This is a genomic window from Anoxybacteroides voinovskiense, assembly GCF_014196205.1.
GTDB classification, from domain to species: domain Bacteria; phylum Bacillota; class Bacilli; order Bacillales; family Anoxybacillaceae; genus Anoxybacteroides; species Anoxybacteroides voinovskiense.
On record NZ_JACIDE010000013.1, the window covers coordinates 48,736 to 69,903 of the forward strand.

Consider the following 21,168-nt stretch of genomic DNA (forward strand, 5'->3'; position numbering starts at 1 on the left):
TTCAGATATAAAAGATGAAAAAATTTTTCCCTTTTCGGGACTGACACCTCCTTTTATTCAAAAAAAGCGATGCGCTGTTGCTTTTCTTGCTCTAACACGTGGCTTCGATACGCTTCGAGCGTGTGTAATTTATGGTTTCTAGCAAACTGATCGATGAGCGAAAACGCAGCGTTATGCTCCATCATCGCAATCATTTCTTCATGTTCTTTGATCGATTCTCTTGCTCTTTTTGGAATAAACGCTGTTCCCATACGGCGAATCGAATCAATTCGTTCGTGAACGTGTTCAATCGTTTCTAATAAAAACGGATTGCCGCAATATTGGTAAATGGTGATGTGAAAGGTGCGGTTTAACTGTCCGAACCGACGAAAGTTAAACTCGTCTAGCGCTTCGCTCATCTGTTGGTTGAGCTGACGCAGCTCTTTTAGCTTTTCTTTCGGGAACTGCTTGGCGCTTAACGCCGTAGCATAGCCAGATAACACAGCCAGTACCGATAGTGCTTCCAAATATTTGTCGTGATCGATTGGCGTGACGATTGCCCCTATGTTTAGTTTGTATTGAATAAGCCCCTCTTCCTCTAATTTTTTTAACGCCTCACGAACAGGAATGACACTGATCGCTAGCTCCGCCGCGATTTGGCTTGTGACAATGCGTTGCCCTGGGGCATAAACCCCAGTCATAATTCGCTCACGAATGACTTCGTACGCATGTTGCTGTTTGTTCAGTTTTTTCATGTCCTTTTTCATAGTTTTATCATAAGATAAATTTTATGAATTTTCAATACAAATGTTATAAAAAAATATAAGATTTTATACTTTAAAATATCTATTCCGTTGAAAGAAAATTTCCCTACTCAGCATGCATATCCTCCTTTACAATGGTAATAAAAAACGAGGAGGAAAGAAGATGTACGAGATGAGAAGACCGATGCTAGCGTGTACGGATGAAACGAAAATTTCCGCGTTTTTGTCGGCGGCGATGACGGGGTATTTAGGGCTAGCGGATGGGCTAGAGCCGTACGTCGTTCCGTTAAACTTTGTCTGGTGGAACGGCGCCGTGTACGTTCACGGGGCAGAAGCAGGGCGAAAAATGGAGGTGTTGAAACGAAATGCGCGCGTCTGTTTTACTGTGAGCGAACATTTTGGAACGATGGTGCATCCCGTTCCAGCAAAAACGGATACAGGATATATGAGTGTCATGTTATTTGGCACGGCAGAAATCGTGGCTGATTTGGACGAAGCGACAGAAGCGATGCAACAACTTCTAAACAAATATGTTCCTGGCTATTTTTCCGCACCGCTTTCGAAGCATCATGTCGAAACGTACCGGTCTTCGATGGGCAGCCGAACCGTCGTTTTAAAAATTACACCGCACACGATAACCGCAAAAGAAAAACCGCTCGACGAGGAGAGGGTGTTTTATGACGGACGAAAAGTGGCAGATGATGTCGGAACAGAAAAAGGGCAGCCATGAGAAGCTGCCCTTGATTCGTTACAGTTGATTTAATGCTTGCGCTAAATCTTCCCAAACGTCTTCCCATGCTTCTAGTCCGACGGATAGGCGAAGGAGCGAGTCGCTGATGCCCATTTTTTTTCGTGCTTCTTCTGGAACGACGGCGTGGGTCATTGTCGCTGGGTGTTGGATTAATGTTTCGGTATCGCCTAAGCTGACAGCGATATGAATGAGGCGTAAATGGTTTAAAAGCCGCTGAGCGTCTTCTTTTGTTCCGTTTACTTCAAACGAGATGAGCCCCCCACCACGCTTCATTTGCTTTTGATAAATCGAATAGTCGCGATGGTCAACATCCGCTGGGTAATAGACGCTTGCCACACGCGGATGTCGCTTCAGCTGCTCGACGATTTTTTCCGCGTTGTCGCAATGGCGCTCCATTCGTACCGCGAGCGTCTTCACTCCCCGCAATAACAACCACGCATCAAACGGAGAAAGAATGCCGCCGACATCTTTTTGTGTTGTTTTGGCGATTTCTGCTATTTTTTCTTTTGTGCCAACCGCAATGCCAGCGATGACATCCCCATGCCCTCCAATATATTTTGTGGCACTATGGATGACGATATCGCAGCCAAGCGATAACGGCTGCTGCAAATATGGCGAACAAAACGTGTTGTCTACGACAACGGGAATGCCATATTCTTTCGCCACGTTAGCGACCATTTGCAAGTCAATCAGCTTCATTGTCGGATTAATCGGCGTTTCGACATAAATGCACACCGTTTCTGGACGAATGAGCTGGCGAATTTCTTCTTCTGTTTCCATCGCGCAAAAATCATGGGAAATGTGGTATTTGTTTTTCAACAGCTGCAACAGTCCGAACGTGCATCCGTACACCCCTTGCGAACAAATAATATGGTCGTTCGCTTTTGTCAGCGCCATTAAGACCGCGGATACCGCTGCCATCCCTGAGCTAAACGCAAGCGCGGCTTCTCCCCCTTCTAAACATGCCATTTTTTCCTCAAGCGCCCTTACTGTCGGATTGGCAAGCCGCGAATAAATATACCCTTCCTCTTGGCCAGCAAAACGCGCCTCTCCTTGCTCTGCTGTTGCAAATGTAAACGTGGACGTTTGAAAAATCGGGACAGATAAGCTGCCAAGATGGTCTTTCGTATCGTATCCGTGGTGAATGACGAGCGTGTCGAATCGTTTGTCTTTGTTCATTGAAATCCCCCTTGCTGTGAATAAACCCCCTACGTTTTTAGTATACGACATCATCTGTGATTTTGTAAGCGCTTTCTTCTCTTTGGAAACGGTTCGCGAAAAAATTTTCTTGTAAGTATTTGTGTTCATTAGTATATTTGAATTATTGAATATTCCATTATACATTTATTTAGAGGTGATAAGATGGGAGAGTTTGCAATACGCCTGTTTGTGCTGTCGCTACTTCTTTTCGTTTTCGGCGCATTCAGTGCTCTTTGTTTTAACCGACGCACGAAATGGGCAAACGTTCTCGCTCATTGCAGTTCTTTTCTTGGCGGATTGTTTGGGGCAACGACCGCAGCGCTTGTTTTATCGACAAAGCAACCAATCATCGTGACTGCATGGACCATCGTATCCGATGTTGTGTTGCGATTGAAAGTCGATATGCTTTCCGCCTATTTTCTCTTCGTTATTTCATTTATAACGATCGCTGTGTCGATTTATTCGCTCGGATACGTCACAGAATATTACGGCAAAAAACCAATTGGGCTGCTTGGGAGCGGGTTGAACTTATTTGTACTATCCATGATCGCCGTCGTCACGGTCGATCATAGCGTTTCGTTTTTAATTGCATGGGAACTTATGTCGCTTCTTTCTTTTTTCTTAGTAATGGTTGAACATGAAAAAGCAGAAACGCGCAAAGCAGGGTATGTGTATGTTGTCATGACCCACTTTGGCACAGTTTTTATCATTCTTTCGTTTTTAACGCTCTTTTTCTTTACAAAGAAGCTCGATTTTTCATCGTTTACGCAAACGGCGACACGTTTTCCAGATTATGTTAAAAACATCATTTTTCTCCTGTCGTTGATCGGGTTTGGAACAAAAGCAGGGATGATTCCACTGCACGTATGGCTTCCGCGGGCGCACCCGGCCGCACCAAGCCATGTGTCCGCCTTAATGTCTGCCGTTATGATTAAAACAGCCATTTACGGATTGCTTCGAGTGAACTACGACTTTTTAAAAGGCGGGGCGACATGGTGGGGGGCAGTCGTGCTTGGGATTGGCGTCCTCTCTGCCGTATTGGGCATTTTATTTGGAGTAGCGGAAAACGATATAAAACGTTTCCTTGCGTTTAGCAGCGCGGAAAATATCGGGATTATTTTTATGGGATTAGGGGCTTCCCTTTTGTTCCGTTCGTATCACGAACCGCTCTTAGGGGCGTTAGCGTTGACGGCACTTTTATACCATGTATTGAACCATGCCGTCTTTAAAGGATTGCTGTTTATGGGAGCAGGTTCTGTTCTTTATGCGACGCATACAAAAAACATTAACGAACTAGGAGGGCTCATTCGCCGCATGCCGTGGACTGCTGTACTCTTTCTCATCGGTGGCATGTCGCTCGCTGCTTTTCCGCCGCTTAACGGGTTTATGAGCGAATGGGCGACGTTTCAGTCGTTGCTTCATCTTTCGTTTTCGCTCGATCATCCTATTTGGAAGACCGTCGGCGGCCTTCTAGCTGCAGCGCTCGGCTTGACAGGAGCGTTTGTGGCCGGAAGTGTGGTGAAACATTTCGGTACTGCGTTTCTCGCCTTGCCGCGTACGTCGCACGCTGCAAAAGCAACTGAAGTACCGCTTGCGATGCGCATTGGGATGGTTGTGCTTGCTTGCGGTACCGTCGTTTTTGGCGTATGGCCAGGATTAGTTTTGGGCATGACGAACCAAATCGTCGAAAGCTACTTCCATCAGTCAGTAACTGGTCGCGCGATGTTGTACATCCCGTTCCACCGTTCGGTCGAGTCGATTTCGCTCGGATGGATGGGGATGATTTTCTTAGCGTTATTCCTTTTATTGATAGCGTTGCTTCGCGTATTGGTTGGAAAAAGCAACAATCGCTACGATGAAACGTGGAACTGTGGAACGCCGCTTGTCCAAACGATGGAATATACCGGGACGTCTTACTCCCATCCTGTGCTAATGATTTTCAAAAGGCTCTATGGAATCGAACGAAAAGTAGAAGTACATGGAGAATACGCGTACTACCCGAAACGAATTCGCCATCGGTTAAAAACAGAAGCGATCATCGAAACAAAGCTATACCGCCCGCTCATTCTTGGTACGGTTTGGTTGTCACAACGGTTGCGAGCCATTCAAAGCGGAAATTTGCAAAGTTATTTAGCCTATATGATTATCACGCTGGTCGTGTTACTGTTATGGATTCGATAATGGAAGGAGGGAATGAAGAAGTCGCGGGAGGTTGGCGGCTATCTTCGCAACATACATGAGATGGATCTTTTCTATGTTTTTACAGATAGCGATTGTCATTTTGCTTGCCCCGTTTATTCAAGGGGTGATTAAAAAAACGAAAGCACGGATGCAAAACCGCATCGGACCAAGCATTTGGCAACCGTATTATGATGTCATAAAGTTTATGAAAAAAGACGCGGTTCTTTCTCATCATTCATCATGGCTATCGATCGTTACGCCGTATATCGTCTTTGTTTCGATTGTAACGGCAGGGCTTTTTATTCCTACGTATACTGTTAACAATGACTGGAATTTCATCGGGGACGTCATTCTTGTCGTCTATTTGTTTGGCGTTGCGCGTTTTTTTACCGCGCTTACCGCTCTTGATGCCGGCGGCTCGTTCGGCGGCATGGGATCAAGCCGTGAGATGGCGTTGTCTGCCATCGCTGAACCGGCGTTATTGTTAGCGCTGTTTGCGGTTTGTTTATCTAGCGGAACGATGAAGCTTTCTGACCTTGTCGTTTCCCTTTTGCACAACGGCTGGGATTGGTTTACCCCATCGTATGGGCTTGCATTTTTTGCCATGCTTATCGTCGTCATTGCGGAAACGGGGCGCATTCCGGTAGACAATCCGGATACTCATTTAGAGTTGACGATGGTTCATGAAGGGATGTTGCTTGAATATTCCGGTCGGTATTTAGGGCTCATGATGTGGGCAGCGCAAATAAAACAACTATTGCTTTTAAGCCTTTTCATCCATTTATTTTTCCCATGGGGGATTGCTGCTTCCGGCGATGCTTCACAAATCATTCTGTCGTTTTTGTTATATGTTGCAAAGCTAGTTGCTCTTAGTATGCTTCTTGCGTTCATTGAAACAATGTATGCAAAAATTCGGCTGTTTAAAGTGCCGAAGCTGCTCGGTTCATCGATGATTTTATCTTTAATGGCGATTTTGCTTCGGGTATTTGAATAGGAGGGATGAGCGATGGAACAATGGATTGCCATGCTGCTATTGATTAGCGCGATTTGGTTATTACAAATCCGAAAAATAAGCGACTCTGTGCCGATTTTAGCGTTTCAGTCGTTTGTGCTTGCACTGACGGCAGGTGCGATGTGGTATCAAACGAAACTTTCTCACCTGCTCATTGCGGCGTTATTAACGTTGGTCGTCAAAGCGATGATTATTCCAGCTATTTTGCACTATACCATTAAAAAAATTGACGTCCACCGACAAGTAGAACGAGTGACTTCGAAATACACGTCGCTCTTAATGGCGATTATTTTGTCGGTAGCGGGTTTTTACGTTACTTCCCGCCTCCATCTTCCGAGCACCAAATTCGGCGAACCGTATCTTCCGGTATCGATTACGCTCGTCTTTCTCGGTACATTTATTATGATTGACCATAAAAAGGCGCTCATGCAAGGGATCGGGCTTATTACGATTGAAAACGGCTTGTTTTTAGTGGCGCAGTCTATTAGCTACGGCATGCCGATGATGGTAGAGTTAGGCATCTTCTTTGATATGCTCGTAACAGTCGTCATCATTGGAATTTTATCGCTTCGGATTCATTCGACGTTTGAAAGCTTAAATATTGAAAAAATGAGCAACTTGAAGGGATGATTGACATGGGAGAAGTGTCGTTGCTGCTCATCATTCCTTTGGTGACAGCAGTGCTATGCTGGAAAATAAACATTCACATTGGTGAAAAATTACAAATAACCACCGCATTGTTAAACGTATTCGTTAGTCTGCTTATCGCCAACAACGTATTTTTTCATGCACCAATCACCGGATGGCATCACCTAATCTACATCGATGCTTTAAGTGCTTTTAATGTCATGCTAATTGTACTGATTGGATTTGTTGCTTCCCTTTATTCGGTTGGATATATGCATCACGAGGTAGCAGAAAAAATCATTGACGCTAATAAAGTGCGGCATTATTATTTATGGTTTCATCTTTTTCTCGGAACGATGCTAGCGGTCAGTGTTGTCAATAACCTTGGATTTCTTTGGGTTGGCATCGAATTGACGACGTTAGTATCCGCCCTTTTAGTCGCTTTTTATCGAAAAGGGACGTCGTTAGAAGCCGCTTGGAAATATTTAATCATGGGAAGCGTCGGGATTGCCTTTGCATTATTAGGAATTATTTTTCTTTATTTATCCGGAGTGGATTTGTTTGGAGAAAGCGCGGATTCATTAAATTGGACCGTATTACATCAAGCAGCTAAACAGCTAAATCCGCAATGGACGCTTATTGCTTTTGTTTTTGTGTTAGTTGGATTCGGCACAAAAGCTGGATTAGCGCCGATGCATTTTTGGCTACCGGATGCCCATAGCCAAGCTCCTTCTCCGGTAAGTGCTGTCCTATCAGGGGTATTGTTGAATACGGCGCTGTACGGTGTTTTCCGTATATACACGATTGTCAATACGACGCTAGATGGAAAAGCAGCATCGTATCTCATCTTTTTTGGGTTGCTTTCGATTGCCATCACCGTTCCGTTTATGCTCGTTCAACATGATTTAAAACGTATGCTTGCCTACTCTAGCGTCGAACATATGGGCATTATTACGCTCGGTGTTGGCATTGGTGGAGCGCTTGGTCTTTATGGGGCTGTTCTCCATATGTTTCATCATTCTATGGCAAAATCGTTATTATTTTTTGCAGCTGGAAATATCACGCAAAACTATCATTCGAAACGAATGGAACGCATTTCTGGTATATTAAAAACAATGCCGATTACCGGAAGCATTTTTTTAATTGCGGCGTTTGCGATTACTGGCACACCACCGTTTAACATTTTTGTCAGTGAATTTACGATTATGCGCGCTGGCTTTCAGAGCGGGCATTTAGTAGCGACCGTTCTCTTCCTTTTATTCGTTGTCCTTATTTTTTCTGGGATGATGTATTATGTCGTACGAATGGCGTTCGGAGAAGCACCGGCGAAAGTAGAAAAGAAAGAAATGAGCCGTTGGTCGACAGCTGCGCTCTTTCTTCCATTAGTAGCCGTTATCCTTTTCGGGTTATACGTTCCACCGTTCTTTCAAGAAATCATTCAACAAGTGGCGGTTGTGTTGCAAGGGGGCAAATCATAATGGAAAAAACGATAAAGCAGTGGCTTTCACGAATGAAACAACAGCTTGGAAATAAAGTGCGGTCGATGGAACAAAACGGCGCACAAGAAACGGTTATGCTTGTAGAAAAAACAGAACTTCCTGATGTCTGTTATTTTCTTTGGCACGAGAAAAAAGGGCGGTTGTTTACGATGGTCGGAAATGATGAGCGGGATATTCACGGCTTTTTCGCCTTATATTATGTATTTTCCTTCGATTCTTTCCGTCATTTCATCACCGTGAAAACGTTGATCGACCCGCTCGACCCGACATTTCCATCCGTTTCCGTACAGTTGCCGGCAGCGAATTGGTATGAACGGGAAGTAAAAGATTTGTTAGGGCTTAGGCCTCAAGGACATCCAGATCCTCGCCCGCTTATTTTGCACGGAGATTGGCCGGAAGATCTTCATCCTTTAAGAAAAGATTTTCCGCTCGACCGCCATGCTCCGCGCGTCCAGAGCAGAGAATCGTTTATGCCGTACGACAGCGAAGACGTGACGGAAATACCTGTCGGACCGATTCATGCCGGCATTATTGAACCAGGCCATTTCCGTTTCGGGGCAGTTGGCGATACGATTTTACATTTAGATGCCCGCTTATTTTTTACCCATCGCGGCTTAGAAAAAGCAAACGAAGGAATGCCGCTAGAAAAAGCATTGTTTCTTGCCGAGCGAATATGCGGTGTTTGCGCGCTTTCGCATAGCACAGCATTTGCTCAAGCGGCAGAACGTCTAGGCGGAGTGACAATTCCACCCCGCGCCGCCTATTTGCGTACACTGTTTTTAGAATTGGAACGGCTGTATAACCATATCGGCGACGTCGGAAACATATGCGCTGGATTTGGATTTGCGGTCGGAGTTAGCCAAGGGGCGCGCTTAAAGGAAACGCTGCAGCAATTAAATGAACGCGTTGCTGGCCACCGCTATTTACGCGGCATCATTCGTCTTGGCGGGATAAGAATCGATATAACCGAACGAGAGAAAGAAGATATTGTGCGAACATTGTCATATGTCAAAAAGGAGTTTCAAGAACTTGTTGACTTGCTGTTTTCTCATGATATCGCCATGAACCGAATGGCGACGACCGGCGTGCTTTCTTTAGAACATGCAAATCAGTTGGAAGTCGTCGGGGTAGCCGCTAGAGCGTCGGGGCGCTCGGTCGACATTCGCCGCGACCAGCCGTATGCCGCCTATGATCAAGTTTCATTTCACGTCCCGGTTTACGAAGTTGGCGATGTTCTTTCTAGGGTGCGCATTCGTGTTGATGAAGTGTTAGAATCAATTGCGATTATTGAACAGCTAATGCACTCCCTTCCTAGCGGCGATACGTTCACTCCCCTCCCACCGCTACCGCCGTATCGTTCGGCAATGGGATGGTGCGAGTCGCCTCGCGGAGAAACGGTGCATTGGCTCATGGTTGGTCCGGATCAAACGGTCTACCGCTATCGGGTTCGTTCTGCTACTTACAGCAACTGGCCTGCGGTTCCACTTGCAGTCAAAGGAAATATCGTTCCTGATTTTCCGCTCATTAATAAAAGTTTTGAGCTTTGCTATGCTTGCTGCGACCGATAAAAGGGAGGAATAGCGATGTTTGATCTTATCAAAAAAATATGGAAAACAAAGACGGTAACAAAAACGGATCTATTGACAGAAGCGCCGGAACGTTTTCGCGGCAAACCGATTTTTGTCTCGAATGAATGCACTGGCTGCCAAGCATGCATAACATCATGCCCTGCGAAAGCGATCACGCTCGTGCAAAATGACAATTCCTCCACCATTTCGTTATCTTATGCCAATTGTATTTTTTGCGGCATTTGTGCAGAAATGTGTGAAACGAACGCGATTCAAATCACCAACGAGTATCGGCTAGCAACAAAAACTAAAACCGAGCTAACAGTGACCAAACAAGCAACATTTGCGAAACTTTTAACAGCGGGAAAGGAAGTATGATACAATGAAAAGCGGAAAAGAGCAAACAGCTGATTTGCGATGGACGCTGCAAAAACGAATGAAAGAAGTGCTCGGACGTTCGCTGCATATTCGCCATGTCGATTCTGGTTCTTGTAACGGTTGCGATTTTGAAATGAATACATTAACTAATCCGATTTACGACATTCAACGGTTTGGCGTCGATTTTGTCGCCTCCCCTCGCCATGCAGATATGCTAATGGTAACTGGCGGGGTGACAAGACATTTAGAAGAGGCGCTAATAAAAACGTATAACGCTGCTTCCGAGCCAAAAATGGTTGTCGCTATTGGGGCTTGTGCATGCGGCGGTGGGATGTTCGGGCGTACTTATGCTAATTACGGTGGTGTTGATCAAATTGTTCCTGTCTACGTTTATGTCCCTGGTTGCCCTCCTCGACCAGAAGCGATTATCGAAGGAATTTTATTGGCGCTCGATCGATATGAAGAGCTATCAAGAAACAAAGGAGAGAACAAGCGTTGAACTTAGAACTTCAGCAATTTAAAGCGGATTTTTTTAAAGCACTCGCTCATCCGTTACGAATTCGCATTTTAGAATTATTGTGTGAAGGAGATAAAAACGTTAACGAACTGCAAACGTTAATCGGCAGCGAAGGATCGGCTGTTTCGCAACAACTCGCTGTATTGCGAAGCAAAAACATTGTTTACGGAACGAAAGACGGAAACCGCGTCGTCTACTCGTTACGCGACCCGATGATTAAAGAGTTATTAGCCATCGCCCGACAAATTTTTAACAACCATTTGATCGATACCATTTCCATGCTAGACAAGTTTAATGACGAAGCCGAATAAGGAGAGCCCCTCATTGATTTGCAAGATGAGGGGCCTTTTTTCCTCTTTTCTCTCTCATTTTCTTTATTTTATAATAGGGAAAGGGAGGTGAATGAGAATGGAAAAAGAAACGATTGTAAAAGAAATTGTCAAAGCGCTCGAGCTATTCTCGGACAAAATTCATCACGAAATGAAGGAAATGAGCAATCAACTCCGTACGGAAATGCAGGCAATGGGCAATCAGGTTCGGGCAGAAATGCAAGAGATGGGACAACAGCTTCGGACGGAAATGCAAGAGATGGGACAACAGCTTCGGGCAGAAATCCGCGGTGTGGAAAGCAAATTAGAAGCAAAAATCGACGCTCTTAAACAAGAAATGGACGATCAGTTCGAGCAGCTAAACGAAAAAGTTGATCAGCTACGCGATGAACTAACTGACACGCAAGAAACAGTGGATTTGCTTTCTTCTAAAACGCTTCAGCATGAACGAAAACTTCGCAGCCTTTATCGCCAATCATAGTCCCTCACGTTTGCAACCAATTGTTTATCACTATTTTACACAAGGACGGAGAAAAGAATGGAAGAAAACGTATTGTTACAAGAAATTGTGAAAGCGTTAGAGTTATTTTCGGAAAAAATTCACCATGAAATGCACGAAATGGGCGAGCGACTCCGTGCAGAAATGCATGACATGGGCAATCAGCTCCGTGCGGAAATGCATGAAATGGGCGATCAGCTCCGTGCGGAAATGCATGAAATGGGCGATCAGCTCCGTGCAGAAATGCAAGAGTTTCGCGCAGAAGTCAATGAGCGGTTTGATCGATTAGACACGAAAATCGCTAGCTTGCGCGTCGAACTCACCGAAACGCAAGAAACGGTTGATTTTCTCTCCGCAAAAACGATGCAACACGAGCGGAAACTGCGCGGAATCGATGGGAAAATTCGGGCTTGACAAAACGAACATTTCCGTAGATAATTCTGAAAAAATCGTTTATATCGGAAACGGTACGGGACGAGTAGACCGATGGAACGTGCAAGAGAGTGGAATCCGTAGGCTGGAAGGTTCCTCACGGAAAGTCGGTTGAACCTACCCTATATGGCCGCTTATGCAAACATAAGCCGTCTCCCCTACGTTACAGGGCAAGAGGTGGGCGCATTGCGCCAAAAAAGGTGGTACCGCGGAAACAACGCTTTTCCGTCCTTTTCTATAAGGGCGAAAAAGCGTTTTTTATTTCTAGGGGGTGAAAACGTGAAAAGAAAACGAATCGTTGTGAAAATCGGAAGCAGCTCGCTAACCGAAAAAAACGGGACGCTTTCGGAGCAAAAACTTCGCGAACATGTCGAAGCGCTTGCGTATATGAAACAGCTTGGGCACGATGTCATCCTCATTTCTTCCGGAGCAGTCGCCGCCGGGTTTGGATTGCTTGGGTATCGTTCGCGTCCGAAAACGATTGCGGGGAAACAGGCCGCTGCCGCTGTCGGGCAAGGAATGCTGATGCAAAGCTACATTTCCGCCTTTCGTTCGTTTGATATCGTTACCGGGCAATTGTTGTTGACACGCGCAGATTTTTACGATCGCGAGCGATTTCGCAACTTATTTGCGACAATTTCTACATTGCTAGAACGTGGCGTGCTTCCGATTATTAACGAAAATGACTCGGTCTCTGTTGAAGAGTTGACGTTTGGGGATAACGATTTATTGTCTGCCTTGGTGAGCGGATTTTTGCATGCGGATGCCTTAATCATTTTAACGGATATTAACGGGCTATATGACCAACATCCGAGCCACCCAGAAGCAAAAAAATATCATTTTCTCTCCGAAATTACTGACGAACTGATGGAACAAGCAGGCGGAAGCGGGTCAACGGTTGGAACAGGAGGCATGAAATCGAAGCTGCTTGCCGCCCAAAAGGCACTCTCTTTCGGCGTCAGCGTCTTTATCGGTACAGGAACAGGAAAAGAAAAATTGAAACATATTTTAGAAGGAAAAGGCGACGGAACGTATATCGGCTCCCCTTTTCAAGAACATATGCAAATGCGTAAACAATGGATCGCGTACCATTCTGAAGTTGCAGGTACGATTGAAATTGATGAAGGGGCAGAAAACGCCCTTTTGCATAAAGGGAAAAGTTTGTTACCTGCTGGGGTAACGAATGTATTCGGTTCGTTTCAAGCGCTCGATGTCGTCAACGTCGTCAACCAAAAAGGCGATGTGATCGCTAGAGGGCAAGTATATTATGCGGCGGATGACTTACAAAAAGTAAAAGGAATGGCAAGTGAACAAGCAAAAAAATATTCTTTCCACCACCGCCCAGAAGTCATTCATCGCGATCATTTAGTTTGCTTAAAAAGGACGCCTGTCCGCTAAAACGAAAGGAGCGAAAACGGATGAGTGAATTACTAACAAAAGCAAAAAAGTTGAAACAAGCCGCGAAACGTTTAGCGATTTTATCGACGGAAGAAAAAAACGAAGCGCTTTCGATGATCGCAGAAGCGTTGATTGCGCAAATGCCATATCTTTTACACGAAAATGAAAAAGATATGGCGATTGGAAAAGAAAACGGGCTCTCCCCTTCCTTGCTTGATCGGTTGCAACTTACCGAAGAACGCATCCATCAAATCGCCGATGGCGTTCGCCAAGTCATCGACCTACCAGATCCGGTCGGTGAAACGATCGAACAATGGACGCGACCAAATGGGCTAATCTTGAAACAAATTCGCGTACCGCTTGGCGTCGTTGGGATGGTGTACGAAGCGCGGCCAAATGTGACAGTCGATGCGGCTAGTCTTTGCTTAAAAACAGGAAATGCTGTCTTGTTGCGCGGCAGTTCTTCCGCCATTCACTCGAACAAAGCGCTCGTTTCGGTCATGCAAGCAGCGTTAAATCGGTCTGCCATTCCAATCGATGCGATTCAACTGCTAGAAGATACGAGCCGCGAAACGGCACAACACATGTTTCGTTTAAAAGAATATTTGGACGTCCTCATCCCGCGCGGTGGCGCTGGCCTTATTCAATCGGTCGTCGAAAACGCCACGATCCCTGTGTTAGAAACAGGCGTCGGCAACTGCCATATTTTTATCGACGAATCCGCGCAAAAACAAATGGCGATCGACATTGTTCTGAACGCGAAACTCCAGCGCCCGTCCGTATGCAACGCGGTCGAAACAGTATTGATTCACGAAAAGTGGACATATACAAAAGAATTGCTTGAAACGTTGCACGAAAAAGGGGTTGAACTGCGCGGCGACAAACGGCTTGCGGCTGCATATCCGTTCGTCCGTGAAGCGACAGAAGAAGATTGGGCGACTGAATTTTTAGCCCCTATTTTAGCGGTGAAACTCGTCGAAACGGTGGACGGAGCGATTGAACATATCGATCGCTACGGCACGAAACATTCCGAAGCGATTATTTCCGAATGCAAGGAACACGTGGAACAATTTTTCGCTCGCGTCGATGCCGCTGTATTGTACCATAACGCCTCCACCCGCTTTACCGACGGCGAACAGTTCGGATACGGCGCTGAAATCGGCATTAGCACACAAAAACTGCACGCTCGTGGTCCAATGGGTTTGCGCGCCATCACGACAACAAAAACGCTCGTGTACGGGAATGGGCAAGTGCGGAAATAACAACCAGCCTCTATGTGGGGCTGGGTTTTATTTTCGCACAACATGCAATACTCCTTTTATGACCATTTGCCCAGCGAAATAAATCACCCAAATAAAAACGACTGCTCCGTTCCTCCCTACTACGGTAAACCACCCAGGATCATCTGGAATAAAAACGGCGGCGAAAAGTAGAGAGAACACTAAATTGATTCCATTCAACAAACTAACGAGCAATATATTTATCTTTGCTGCGATGACGCCCCCTAGCAAAATAGCGAGCAAAAATCCAATCAGTAAAAATGGCGCTTCTTTCCGTTCCATATGTCGTCCATACTCATAAAAGTGAAAAATAAATGGAACGGGGATAAGAAAAAAAGCAAATAATAGCGCTTTTTTTCTATTCATTCTATCCCCCCTATCCCCGCACAAATCCACCTTCCGAATGGATGACTTGCCCGGTAATCCATTCAGCTTCGTCGCTTGCTAGAAAGCGAACGAGGCGCGCGGCGTCTTTTGGTGTGCCGATTCGACCAAACGGAAATTTCGCAAGAAGGTATTGTTTTAGTTCTTCGTTCATCCACCCTGTATCGGTAGGTCCTGGATTGATGGCGTTTACGGTGATCTTTTTCTCGGCTGCTTCGACGGCGAACGTTTTCACAAACGCATCGATTGCCCCTTTTGTCGCTGCATATGCACTTTCTCCCGGCATCGGTCCAAGCGACTGTCCTGATGTCATCATAATGATTCGCCCACCTTGTGGTTTTTCAAACATGTTGGCAAATGCCACACTTAACATGATCGGCGCCCTTACATTGACAAAATAATGTCGGTCTAGCATGTCGCTTGTTAACGCTGAATAAGGAAGCGAAACAGAATAGCACGCGTTGTTTACTAAAATATCCGGTACACCAAACACCTCGCACACCTTATCAAGCAATATTTGCGGGGCTTCTTCCTTAGATAAATCGAATTCCAAGGAATGGCACACGACACCGAGCGCTTCTAGCTTTCGTTGAATGTGAAGCGGTTCGTCTTGTTCTATCCCCCACGGCATCGTACGGTCGTATGCGCTCCAATACGTGAAAAAAATATCTGCTCCTGCTTCAGCTAGCGCCTCGCAAATTGACGCACCGATTCCATTTTGCCGGCTCACTCCTGTTACTACCGCCTTTTTTCCCTTTAATGTTTTCAAACGTATCCACCTCTTACCGAATCGCTGCTAACACTTCCCTAAATCGCCTAGGCTCGCCATCCCATTTTGCTTCTTCCAAGCGCAACGAAATTGGAATATCGCAATGAATGGCTGCTAGTTTGCGCGATAAATGAAGCAAGTCGAGATGTTCGGTTATTTTTTGTTGCTGTGCGTTTGTTAAGTTCGCTAAGTTTTCCAAGATTCCTTCAATCGAGCCGTATTGTTGAATGAGTTTAAACGCTTGCTTTTCCCCGATCCCGCGCACGCCTGGATAATTGTCGCTCGGATCACCCATAAGCGCTTTCACATCGATGAGTTGATGTGGCTTAATGCCTTTTTCTTTAATAAAGCGTTCGAGCGTATACGCCTCGTAGTTGCCGATGCCTTTTGCCAGCAAATAGACAGTGACACGTTCTGAAAGAAGCTGGAATAAATCACGGTCTCCGGTCACAATCGAAATACTCATCCCATCACGATATTGCTTGACGAGCGAGCCGATGCAATCGTCCGCTTCGGCACCAAGTACGCCGATATTCGGAATACCTAGCATCTCAACCACTTCTTTCGCCAAATCAAACTGCGGAATTAATTCATGCGGCGGCTCACCTCGATTCGCCTTATAATCTGGAAACCATTCGGTGCGAAACGTCGTACTTCCCATATCCCAACAACAAACGACATGCGTCGGTTGAAGCGCATGTGTCGCCGCTTCGATTTGTTTCACTACCCCATATACCGCATTCGTCGGCACCCCACGGCTATTGATCATCCAACGTGGTGCTGTCGCATAAAACGATCGAAACAATAACGCCATCCCGTCGATTAATAACAAATGTTCTCGTTCCATCGTCTGCTATCCTTTCTATATATCGATGCAACAAGTATAACAAAAAACCACCCCACATGGGATGGTGGAATGATAAAGCTTTAGAGTATCCCCTTTTTAATCCAAGACCAGATTCTATATGTTACCAATATGTTTACAAACAACAGCTTTAAAAGTGCCAGAATTCAGATAACCAGCCTATCAATTTCTGCGACCGAACGGGCAGTTTTTTCACTTGAAGGATCAGATTCTATCGATTAAGCAATATAATCTCCCTAGCCTCAACATCTCTGCTTTCTTTACTTTGACTTATAGTCTGAGGAGTGGCAAGAATGACTTTCACGGTTACTCCTTCCGTAAAGTCGTCAACATTTAATTTGTTGCCATTTTCATCACTGAATTTTGTTTGATCTGTGATTCGGACTGTACAAGGATAGCTTATATCCTCTGCATTATTTTTCCTTTTCTTCACTTCATGGGAACAGTCCACGACAAAATAATTTTCTCCAATACTATAAAGCGTCCCTTCAAAAAACTTTGTTCCTGTGCAACCAGTCAAGAGTAAACTAACCAAGACAAAAACAACAGTTCTAATCATTCGAATTGCATTCCTTTGTATGAAAAATAATTTTTTATAAGATTACATTTATCGAAAAAGACAACACAACGCAAAACTAAACTTCTCTCTATTCCCTTTTTATAAGCAGAAGACTTGTGAACTACTCATTACTCATGAACGTTTTATTTGGTAATACGTTATGGTATTATGTCAAGAAAGATTTAAAATCCTACTACCGCACTTCGTTTGGTGACCTCTTGAGAGGGAGAACGATTCGGTAAACCCTTCCCTTCTCAAGAGAAAAGATGTCTCTTATATCGTCACTAATGAAATTTCTTATCGAAGAACAAAAGAACACCTTCTGCCACCGCACAAACAAGCAAAATGAGCAACAACGAAACCAGAAAAACAGCAAAACAAAAGCCAGTCAACTACCCCCACTTAGCTAACGCTTGAAGTGGGGGCTTGCAACTCCCCAGAAGTGCGAGCGGACTTCGTCCTCCTTCCTTGACTTGAGGTTGCATCAGGGGCAGGTTGACAACTACCCAACGACGCAGGTCATGCCTGTGTCGTTCCTTCAACGATGTACTCTATTCCTTTTCGTTGAAGGTTCATAGCACCAATGCGGTCATCGTTTGAGGTATATCCGCATGTTCGACAACAAAAGGTGTGTATACGTTTGTTTCGATTGGCTTTTTCCGTATGACCACACTTTGGACATGTCAAAGAGGTGTAATGCGGAGCAACCACAATCACTTTTGACCCATGCAAACGTGCCTTATAATCTAACATGTGACGGAACTGATAGAAAGCCCACGATACGGTTTCATATCGGTCGTGGATACGTACGCGTTCTGTTTTTTCACGAATGCCTGTTAAATCTTCTAATACAAAAAGGGTACGTTCTCCATATTGACGAACGAGTGCCTTCGTGACGGCATGGTTCACATCCGTCATCCAACGATTTTCTCGTTGTCCAATTTTTTTCAACTTCCGACGCGCAGAAGCCGTCCCTTTTTGCTGGAGGGTTTTTCGCATTCGTTTGTACTTCGCACGCATATGCTTGATTTTTCGTCCGTTAAAAAAGGTTGTTTTCCCTTGCGAATCATAAGCTACTGCAAGAAAGTTAACACCTACATCGACACCGACCACTTGGCGAATGTGGGGTTCATCTACGATTGGAATTGTTTTGGTCATTGGGATGTGCAAAAAGAATTTGTTATGCTTATAGACGAGTTTGGCTGTGCCAAACGCCCATGAGCCATCAAAATATTGTTCCATGCCTTTTGGTTCGAATGGCACTTTGATCCGTCCTTCTAGCGTATTGACAGAAAATAACCCTTGAACAAGCGAATAATCTCGATTCCAAACGAGATCATATTCAGGTTTTTTAAAGCGAACCAATGTCCATTCATGACCATTGCTTTTTAGGGAACGGTATCTAGCGATGACAGTCTTGATCACAGATTGCGCCATTTGCGAACGCAACGCGTAGTTTGCTCGAAGTGGACGATAGTCATGTCGTGTAACTTGGCTTGTGCAAGCACTTTTGTGTCAAAAATCACAACAGATACAGCGTTGCATGCTTGCCGATAAGCGGAAAGGGTGGCTTTCAATACTTCTGCTTGTTCCGCTGTTGGGTAAATTTTTATTTTGGCTGTTAACGTCATGTCCATTTGTCTCGCCTCTCTTTCACTAAATATATTATATCTCATATTTCGCACCTTGGTAGGACGGAACAAAAGGATTTTTTATTCAGTTTTTTAGAATAACTTTTCAACCAACACCAAAAGTGATGGTATCCTTTTTTTACCATAGCTGGTCGTTCTTTATCCCGTTAGACGTAAATACTCTCGTCCATCCCTAATCCTTGCAGAATCCTTCGCTGCTCGTACGTGAGCGGTTGACCTAACGCGCGTTGAATTCGTCCATCCGGCAGTTCCAACAGGACGACTCTGACATACCAAAACAATGGAAAAATCGCTTGTCCGGTCGGTCGGGTCAGTTTCCGGCCTCCCGCCCCCTTTAATGGGTGTTCCGGAGTGATGAACTGACGCACCCGGCGCTGGAAGACGCGATAAATCGCCAAGGCCAACAGAAACAAATCACCCAATACCGCGACCCGTTCCGGTTTTTTTACGTAAATCTCATCCGTAAAGAACGGGTCTTTCAAGAAAGAGAAGTTCATTTCCACCGAGATTTGGCCTTTATACAATTTCAAGATCTCTTTCGCGTCCATCGGTTGACCTTTCCATTCCTCCGGAACAGTCGTGACAAGGACAAACCGGGACGCTTTCCGTCTTGCCTGTTCCCACGCAGTTTGGTCGAATTCCACGTTCAAGCGAAGGGCATACAGCGTCTCCATGTCCGGTTCCGCCCCTTTTTTCGGACGTCCGCGCCGTTTTTTCGGGCGCACGATCGCTTCGACCGACGCCTCGACGCGATGGAACCGGAGACGAAGGGACGCCTTTAGAGACGCTAGGGCTTGTTCGGCGTCTTCTCGGCACGAAAACAGACGGCTTTCCCACTGGGTTTGTTTCTGACGAAGAAGCTCTGCTTCTTGGTTTCGTTCTTTTTCGAGCGTCTTTCCTTTTCGTTGGTCGAGCGCGCTGGATTCAACGACAATCAACCGAACCGAATGACCTTCATACGTCGATGTCGTTTCCCACACCCGGTACGTGGCTCCGTTTTTCTCCGCTAAGGAGAATGGCGCGCTCCATGGCGTGTCTTGGGCATCGGCTTCGGCCAGCGCGGTTTTGACGATCCGAAGCGAAGAAGGACCTCTTGTGATCAAAAAGGCGTTGGCGGCCTTCGTTTGCGCCAGTGTGTCTTTCGTCATGGCGGCAGAATCGGCAACATAAATCCATTCCTCTTCGATCTTTGCCTGCTTCAGCTGTTTCTGTACACGGGACAACACCTCGGGATTCCACGTCTTATCCGGCAGGTTGCCGTTGTGTACATCTCCATAAAACGGAATGCCATCCTCGTTGCCAATCAGCCCAAATCCGATCTGCTTTTGCCAACGATGATGTCGGTTGTAGCCATGCGTAATCTGCAAGACATCCGGCGAGACCGATTCATACGTACCGTAGACCGATACATCGGTCGTATCGGCATGGAACACCCGAAGAGGGATGCCTTCTTTCTTGTAAATTTGCACAAGACAGGCCGAAAGAACCGCGTGGATATTGGCGTCGTACAGTCGATCCAGATGACGCGCGATGGCATCGTCGTTGAACCAAGAAGGGGAAATCCCTGGTCGGATTAGCTTAGGCAAATCGATGTCATGCGCCCATCGTTCCACATGAACGAGTGCTTGCCGACCGCTCAAGATATCCAAAGTAAGCAGCCAGACAACGTCGCTGGCTCGAGTTTGGCATTGAGGGTTCACGGGAACGAGGCGATCAATCAACCGAGGGAGGTCAAGATCCTTGAAAATGGTGCTTATTATATTCAAATAAGAACTTTCATAAATGGCACGGATTTGAACGCTCATGATGTAGAAACTCCTTTGCTTTCCTTGTGTTTCAAGGATTCATTCGACAGGAAGATAAAAAAATCCTCCCGATTGTTGTCGAGAGGGTGCGAAATGTGAGTTATATCATATTTTTTAGTGATACAAAAACACAAAAAAAGCGATTCCTCCCCCACTTACTCCCTTTGGTCATTGAAGTGGGGGTCTCCTCGCCAAAGACGATGAAAGCAACGCAAAAACCCCACAGATGATGGAAATGCCTTCTGCAAAATTTTTTATACTATCTTCACAATCGGGATAAAAGAAAGAGAAAAATGAAAATACACGTGTAAAATAGCATCTTCTCTCGTTGTTTTCCTTTTCGTTCAATAAGTACATACAACAAAAACGTAATAACAAGCGAGTATAGAAGTTGAAAGAACATAAAATTCACCTTATTTTTATCTTCTTATCGTTACCGATTTCTAATCCCAATTATAAACTCATATGTTCTTTCCGTACATTCATTTTTCAGAATAAATTGTATATAAAAACCACCCTACAATAAAGGGTGGCTGATGTTAGAGGAAACGCGAATTGCTTGTTTTTTCGTTAGCTCTTTATCGACTTTCAATAGCTCTTTTTTCTCCCAGCTGACGAAGTAGTCTTCCCATAAGACGTGGCAACGATCGTCAGTCACTTCTAACACAATTCCTCTCGTTCCATCCATATAGACGACGCAGTCTCCGATGTGAAACATGG

The 21,168-nt window shown here is 45.3% G+C and carries 21 protein-coding genes and 1 pseudogene; 13 read left to right on the plus strand and 9 right to left on the minus strand.

Annotated features, from left to right (window positions below; translation table 11 throughout):
- Nucleotides 1-53: 53 nt before the first annotated feature.
- Entirely contained in the window at nucleotides 54-734 is a 681-nt protein-coding gene (locus tag GGR02_RS10135) for a GntR family transcriptional regulator (RefSeq protein WP_229706176.1), read from the minus strand.
- Between the two features lie 172 nt (nucleotides 735-906).
- On the opposite strand from GGR02_RS10135, the gene GGR02_RS10140 reads away from it, so the two are divergent.
- Nucleotides 907-1,473: a pyridoxamine 5'-phosphate oxidase family protein gene (locus GGR02_RS10140; RefSeq protein ID WP_373286627.1), complete on the plus strand. Its 567-nt coding sequence runs from the start codon at nucleotides 907-909 to the stop codon at nucleotides 1,471-1,473.
- An 18-nt stretch (nucleotides 1,474-1,491) separates the two neighbouring features.
- Here the strand turns inward: GGR02_RS10140 and megL are convergent, their stop codons facing one another.
- A complete protein-coding gene (megL, locus tag GGR02_RS10145; RefSeq protein WP_183184615.1) occupies nucleotides 1,492-2,673 on the minus strand; it encodes a methionine gamma-lyase in 1,182 nt (393 codons plus the stop codon).
- A 183-nt stretch (nucleotides 2,674-2,856) separates the two neighbouring features.
- Here megL and hyfB point away from each other — a divergent pair, with 183 nt between their 5' ends.
- The 12 genes from hyfB to GGR02_RS10205 all read left to right on the plus strand — a co-directional run bounded on the left by hyfB (nucleotide 2,857) and on the right by GGR02_RS10205 (nucleotide 14,396).
- Nucleotides 2,857-4,875 carry a hydrogenase 4 subunit B gene (hyfB, locus tag GGR02_RS10150; protein WP_183184616.1) on the plus strand — a complete coding sequence of 673 codons (2,019 nt, stop codon included), beginning with the start codon at nucleotides 2,857-2,859 and terminating at the stop codon, nucleotides 4,873-4,875.
- 73 nt (nucleotides 4,876-4,948) lie between these two features.
- Nucleotides 4,949-5,869, plus strand: coding sequence for a respiratory chain complex I subunit 1 family protein (locus GGR02_RS10155; protein ID WP_229706175.1), 921 nt, complete (start codon nucleotides 4,949-4,951; stop codon nucleotides 5,867-5,869).
- A gap of 12 nt (nucleotides 5,870-5,881) precedes the next feature.
- Nucleotides 5,882-6,517, plus strand: coding sequence for a hydrogenase (locus tag GGR02_RS10160; RefSeq protein WP_183184617.1), 636 nt, complete (start codon nucleotides 5,882-5,884; stop codon nucleotides 6,515-6,517).
- 5 nt (nucleotides 6,518-6,522) lie between these two features.
- On the plus strand, nucleotides 6,523-7,992 hold the full coding sequence (locus GGR02_RS10165) for a hydrogenase 4 subunit F (protein ID WP_183184618.1): 1,470 nt from the start codon (nucleotides 6,523-6,525) through the stop codon (nucleotides 7,990-7,992).
- Nucleotides 7,992-9,581 (plus strand): hydrogenase large subunit, encoded by a 1,590-nt coding sequence (locus GGR02_RS10170; protein ID WP_183184619.1) that lies wholly within the window; start codon nucleotides 7,992-7,994, stop codon nucleotides 9,579-9,581. The genes GGR02_RS10165 and GGR02_RS10170 overlap by 1 nt, the downstream gene beginning before the upstream one ends.
- Nucleotides 9,582-9,596: 15 nt before the next feature.
- Nucleotides 9,597-9,959, plus strand: coding sequence for a 4Fe-4S binding protein (locus GGR02_RS10175; RefSeq protein WP_183184620.1), 363 nt, complete (start codon nucleotides 9,597-9,599; stop codon nucleotides 9,957-9,959).
- 4 nt (nucleotides 9,960-9,963) lie between these two features.
- Complete coding sequence (locus GGR02_RS10180) at nucleotides 9,964-10,458, plus strand: NADH-quinone oxidoreductase subunit B family protein (protein WP_183184621.1); 495 nt, start codon at nucleotides 9,964-9,966, stop codon at nucleotides 10,456-10,458.
- On the plus strand, nucleotides 10,455-10,787 hold the full coding sequence (locus tag GGR02_RS10185; RefSeq protein WP_035046315.1) for an ArsR/SmtB family transcription factor: 333 nt from the start codon (nucleotides 10,455-10,457) through the stop codon (nucleotides 10,785-10,787). The genes GGR02_RS10180 and GGR02_RS10185 overlap by 4 nt, the downstream gene beginning before the upstream one ends.
- A 97-nt stretch (nucleotides 10,788-10,884) precedes the next feature.
- Nucleotides 10,885-11,286 carry a DUF1640 domain-containing protein gene (locus GGR02_RS10190; RefSeq protein ID WP_183184622.1) on the plus strand — a complete coding sequence of 134 codons (402 nt, stop codon included), beginning with the start codon at nucleotides 10,885-10,887 and terminating at the stop codon, nucleotides 11,284-11,286.
- Nucleotides 11,287-11,343: 57 nt separating this feature from the next.
- Complete coding sequence (locus GGR02_RS10195; protein WP_183184623.1) at nucleotides 11,344-11,718, plus strand: hypothetical protein; 375 nt, start codon at nucleotides 11,344-11,346, stop codon at nucleotides 11,716-11,718.
- Between the two features lie 297 nt (nucleotides 11,719-12,015).
- Nucleotides 12,016-13,134 (plus strand): glutamate 5-kinase, encoded by a 1,119-nt coding sequence (proB, locus tag GGR02_RS10200; RefSeq protein WP_183184624.1) that lies wholly within the window; start codon nucleotides 12,016-12,018, stop codon nucleotides 13,132-13,134.
- A gap of 20 nt (nucleotides 13,135-13,154) precedes the next feature.
- Entirely contained in the window at nucleotides 13,155-14,396 is a 1,242-nt protein-coding gene (locus tag GGR02_RS10205) for a glutamate-5-semialdehyde dehydrogenase (RefSeq protein WP_183184625.1), read from the plus strand.
- A 27-nt stretch (nucleotides 14,397-14,423) separates the two neighbouring features.
- On the opposite strand, the gene GGR02_RS10210 is transcribed toward GGR02_RS10205, so the two are convergent.
- The 7 genes and pseudogenes from GGR02_RS10210 to GGR02_RS10240 all read right to left on the minus strand — a co-directional run bounded on the left by GGR02_RS10210 (nucleotide 14,424) and on the right by GGR02_RS10240 (nucleotide 21,166).
- On the minus strand, nucleotides 14,424-14,780 hold the full coding sequence (locus GGR02_RS10210; protein ID WP_183184626.1) for a hypothetical protein: 357 nt from the start codon (nucleotides 14,778-14,780) through the stop codon (nucleotides 14,424-14,426).
- A 10-nt stretch (nucleotides 14,781-14,790) separates the two neighbouring features.
- Entirely contained in the window at nucleotides 14,791-15,567 is a 777-nt protein-coding gene (locus GGR02_RS10215) for an SDR family oxidoreductase (protein WP_183184627.1), read from the minus strand.
- A 13-nt stretch (nucleotides 15,568-15,580) separates the two neighbouring features.
- The gene (locus tag GGR02_RS10220; RefSeq protein ID WP_183184628.1) at nucleotides 15,581-16,414 is read right to left on the minus strand and encodes a 5'-3' exonuclease; all 834 of its coding nucleotides are present in this window, start codon (nucleotides 16,412-16,414) and stop codon (nucleotides 15,581-15,583) included.
- Between the two features lie 229 nt (nucleotides 16,415-16,643).
- Nucleotides 16,644-16,991 carry a hypothetical protein gene (locus tag GGR02_RS10225; RefSeq protein WP_183184629.1) on the minus strand — a complete coding sequence of 116 codons (348 nt, stop codon included), beginning with the start codon at nucleotides 16,989-16,991 and terminating at the stop codon, nucleotides 16,644-16,646.
- A gap of 519 nt (nucleotides 16,992-17,510) precedes the next feature.
- Nucleotides 17,511-18,628, minus strand: a pseudogene (locus GGR02_RS10230) (RNA-guided endonuclease InsQ/TnpB family protein).
- A 161-nt stretch (nucleotides 18,629-18,789) separates the two neighbouring features.
- A complete protein-coding gene (locus tag GGR02_RS10235) occupies nucleotides 18,790-20,448 on the minus strand; it encodes an IS1634 family transposase (protein ID WP_183184630.1) in 1,659 nt (552 codons plus the stop codon).
- Between the two features lie 517 nt (nucleotides 20,449-20,965).
- Nucleotides 20,966-21,166, minus strand: a complete 201-nt coding sequence (locus GGR02_RS10240) for a hypothetical protein (RefSeq protein WP_183184631.1) — start codon at nucleotides 21,164-21,166, stop codon at nucleotides 20,966-20,968.
- Between the last annotated feature and the right edge of the window lie 2 nt (nucleotides 21,167-21,168).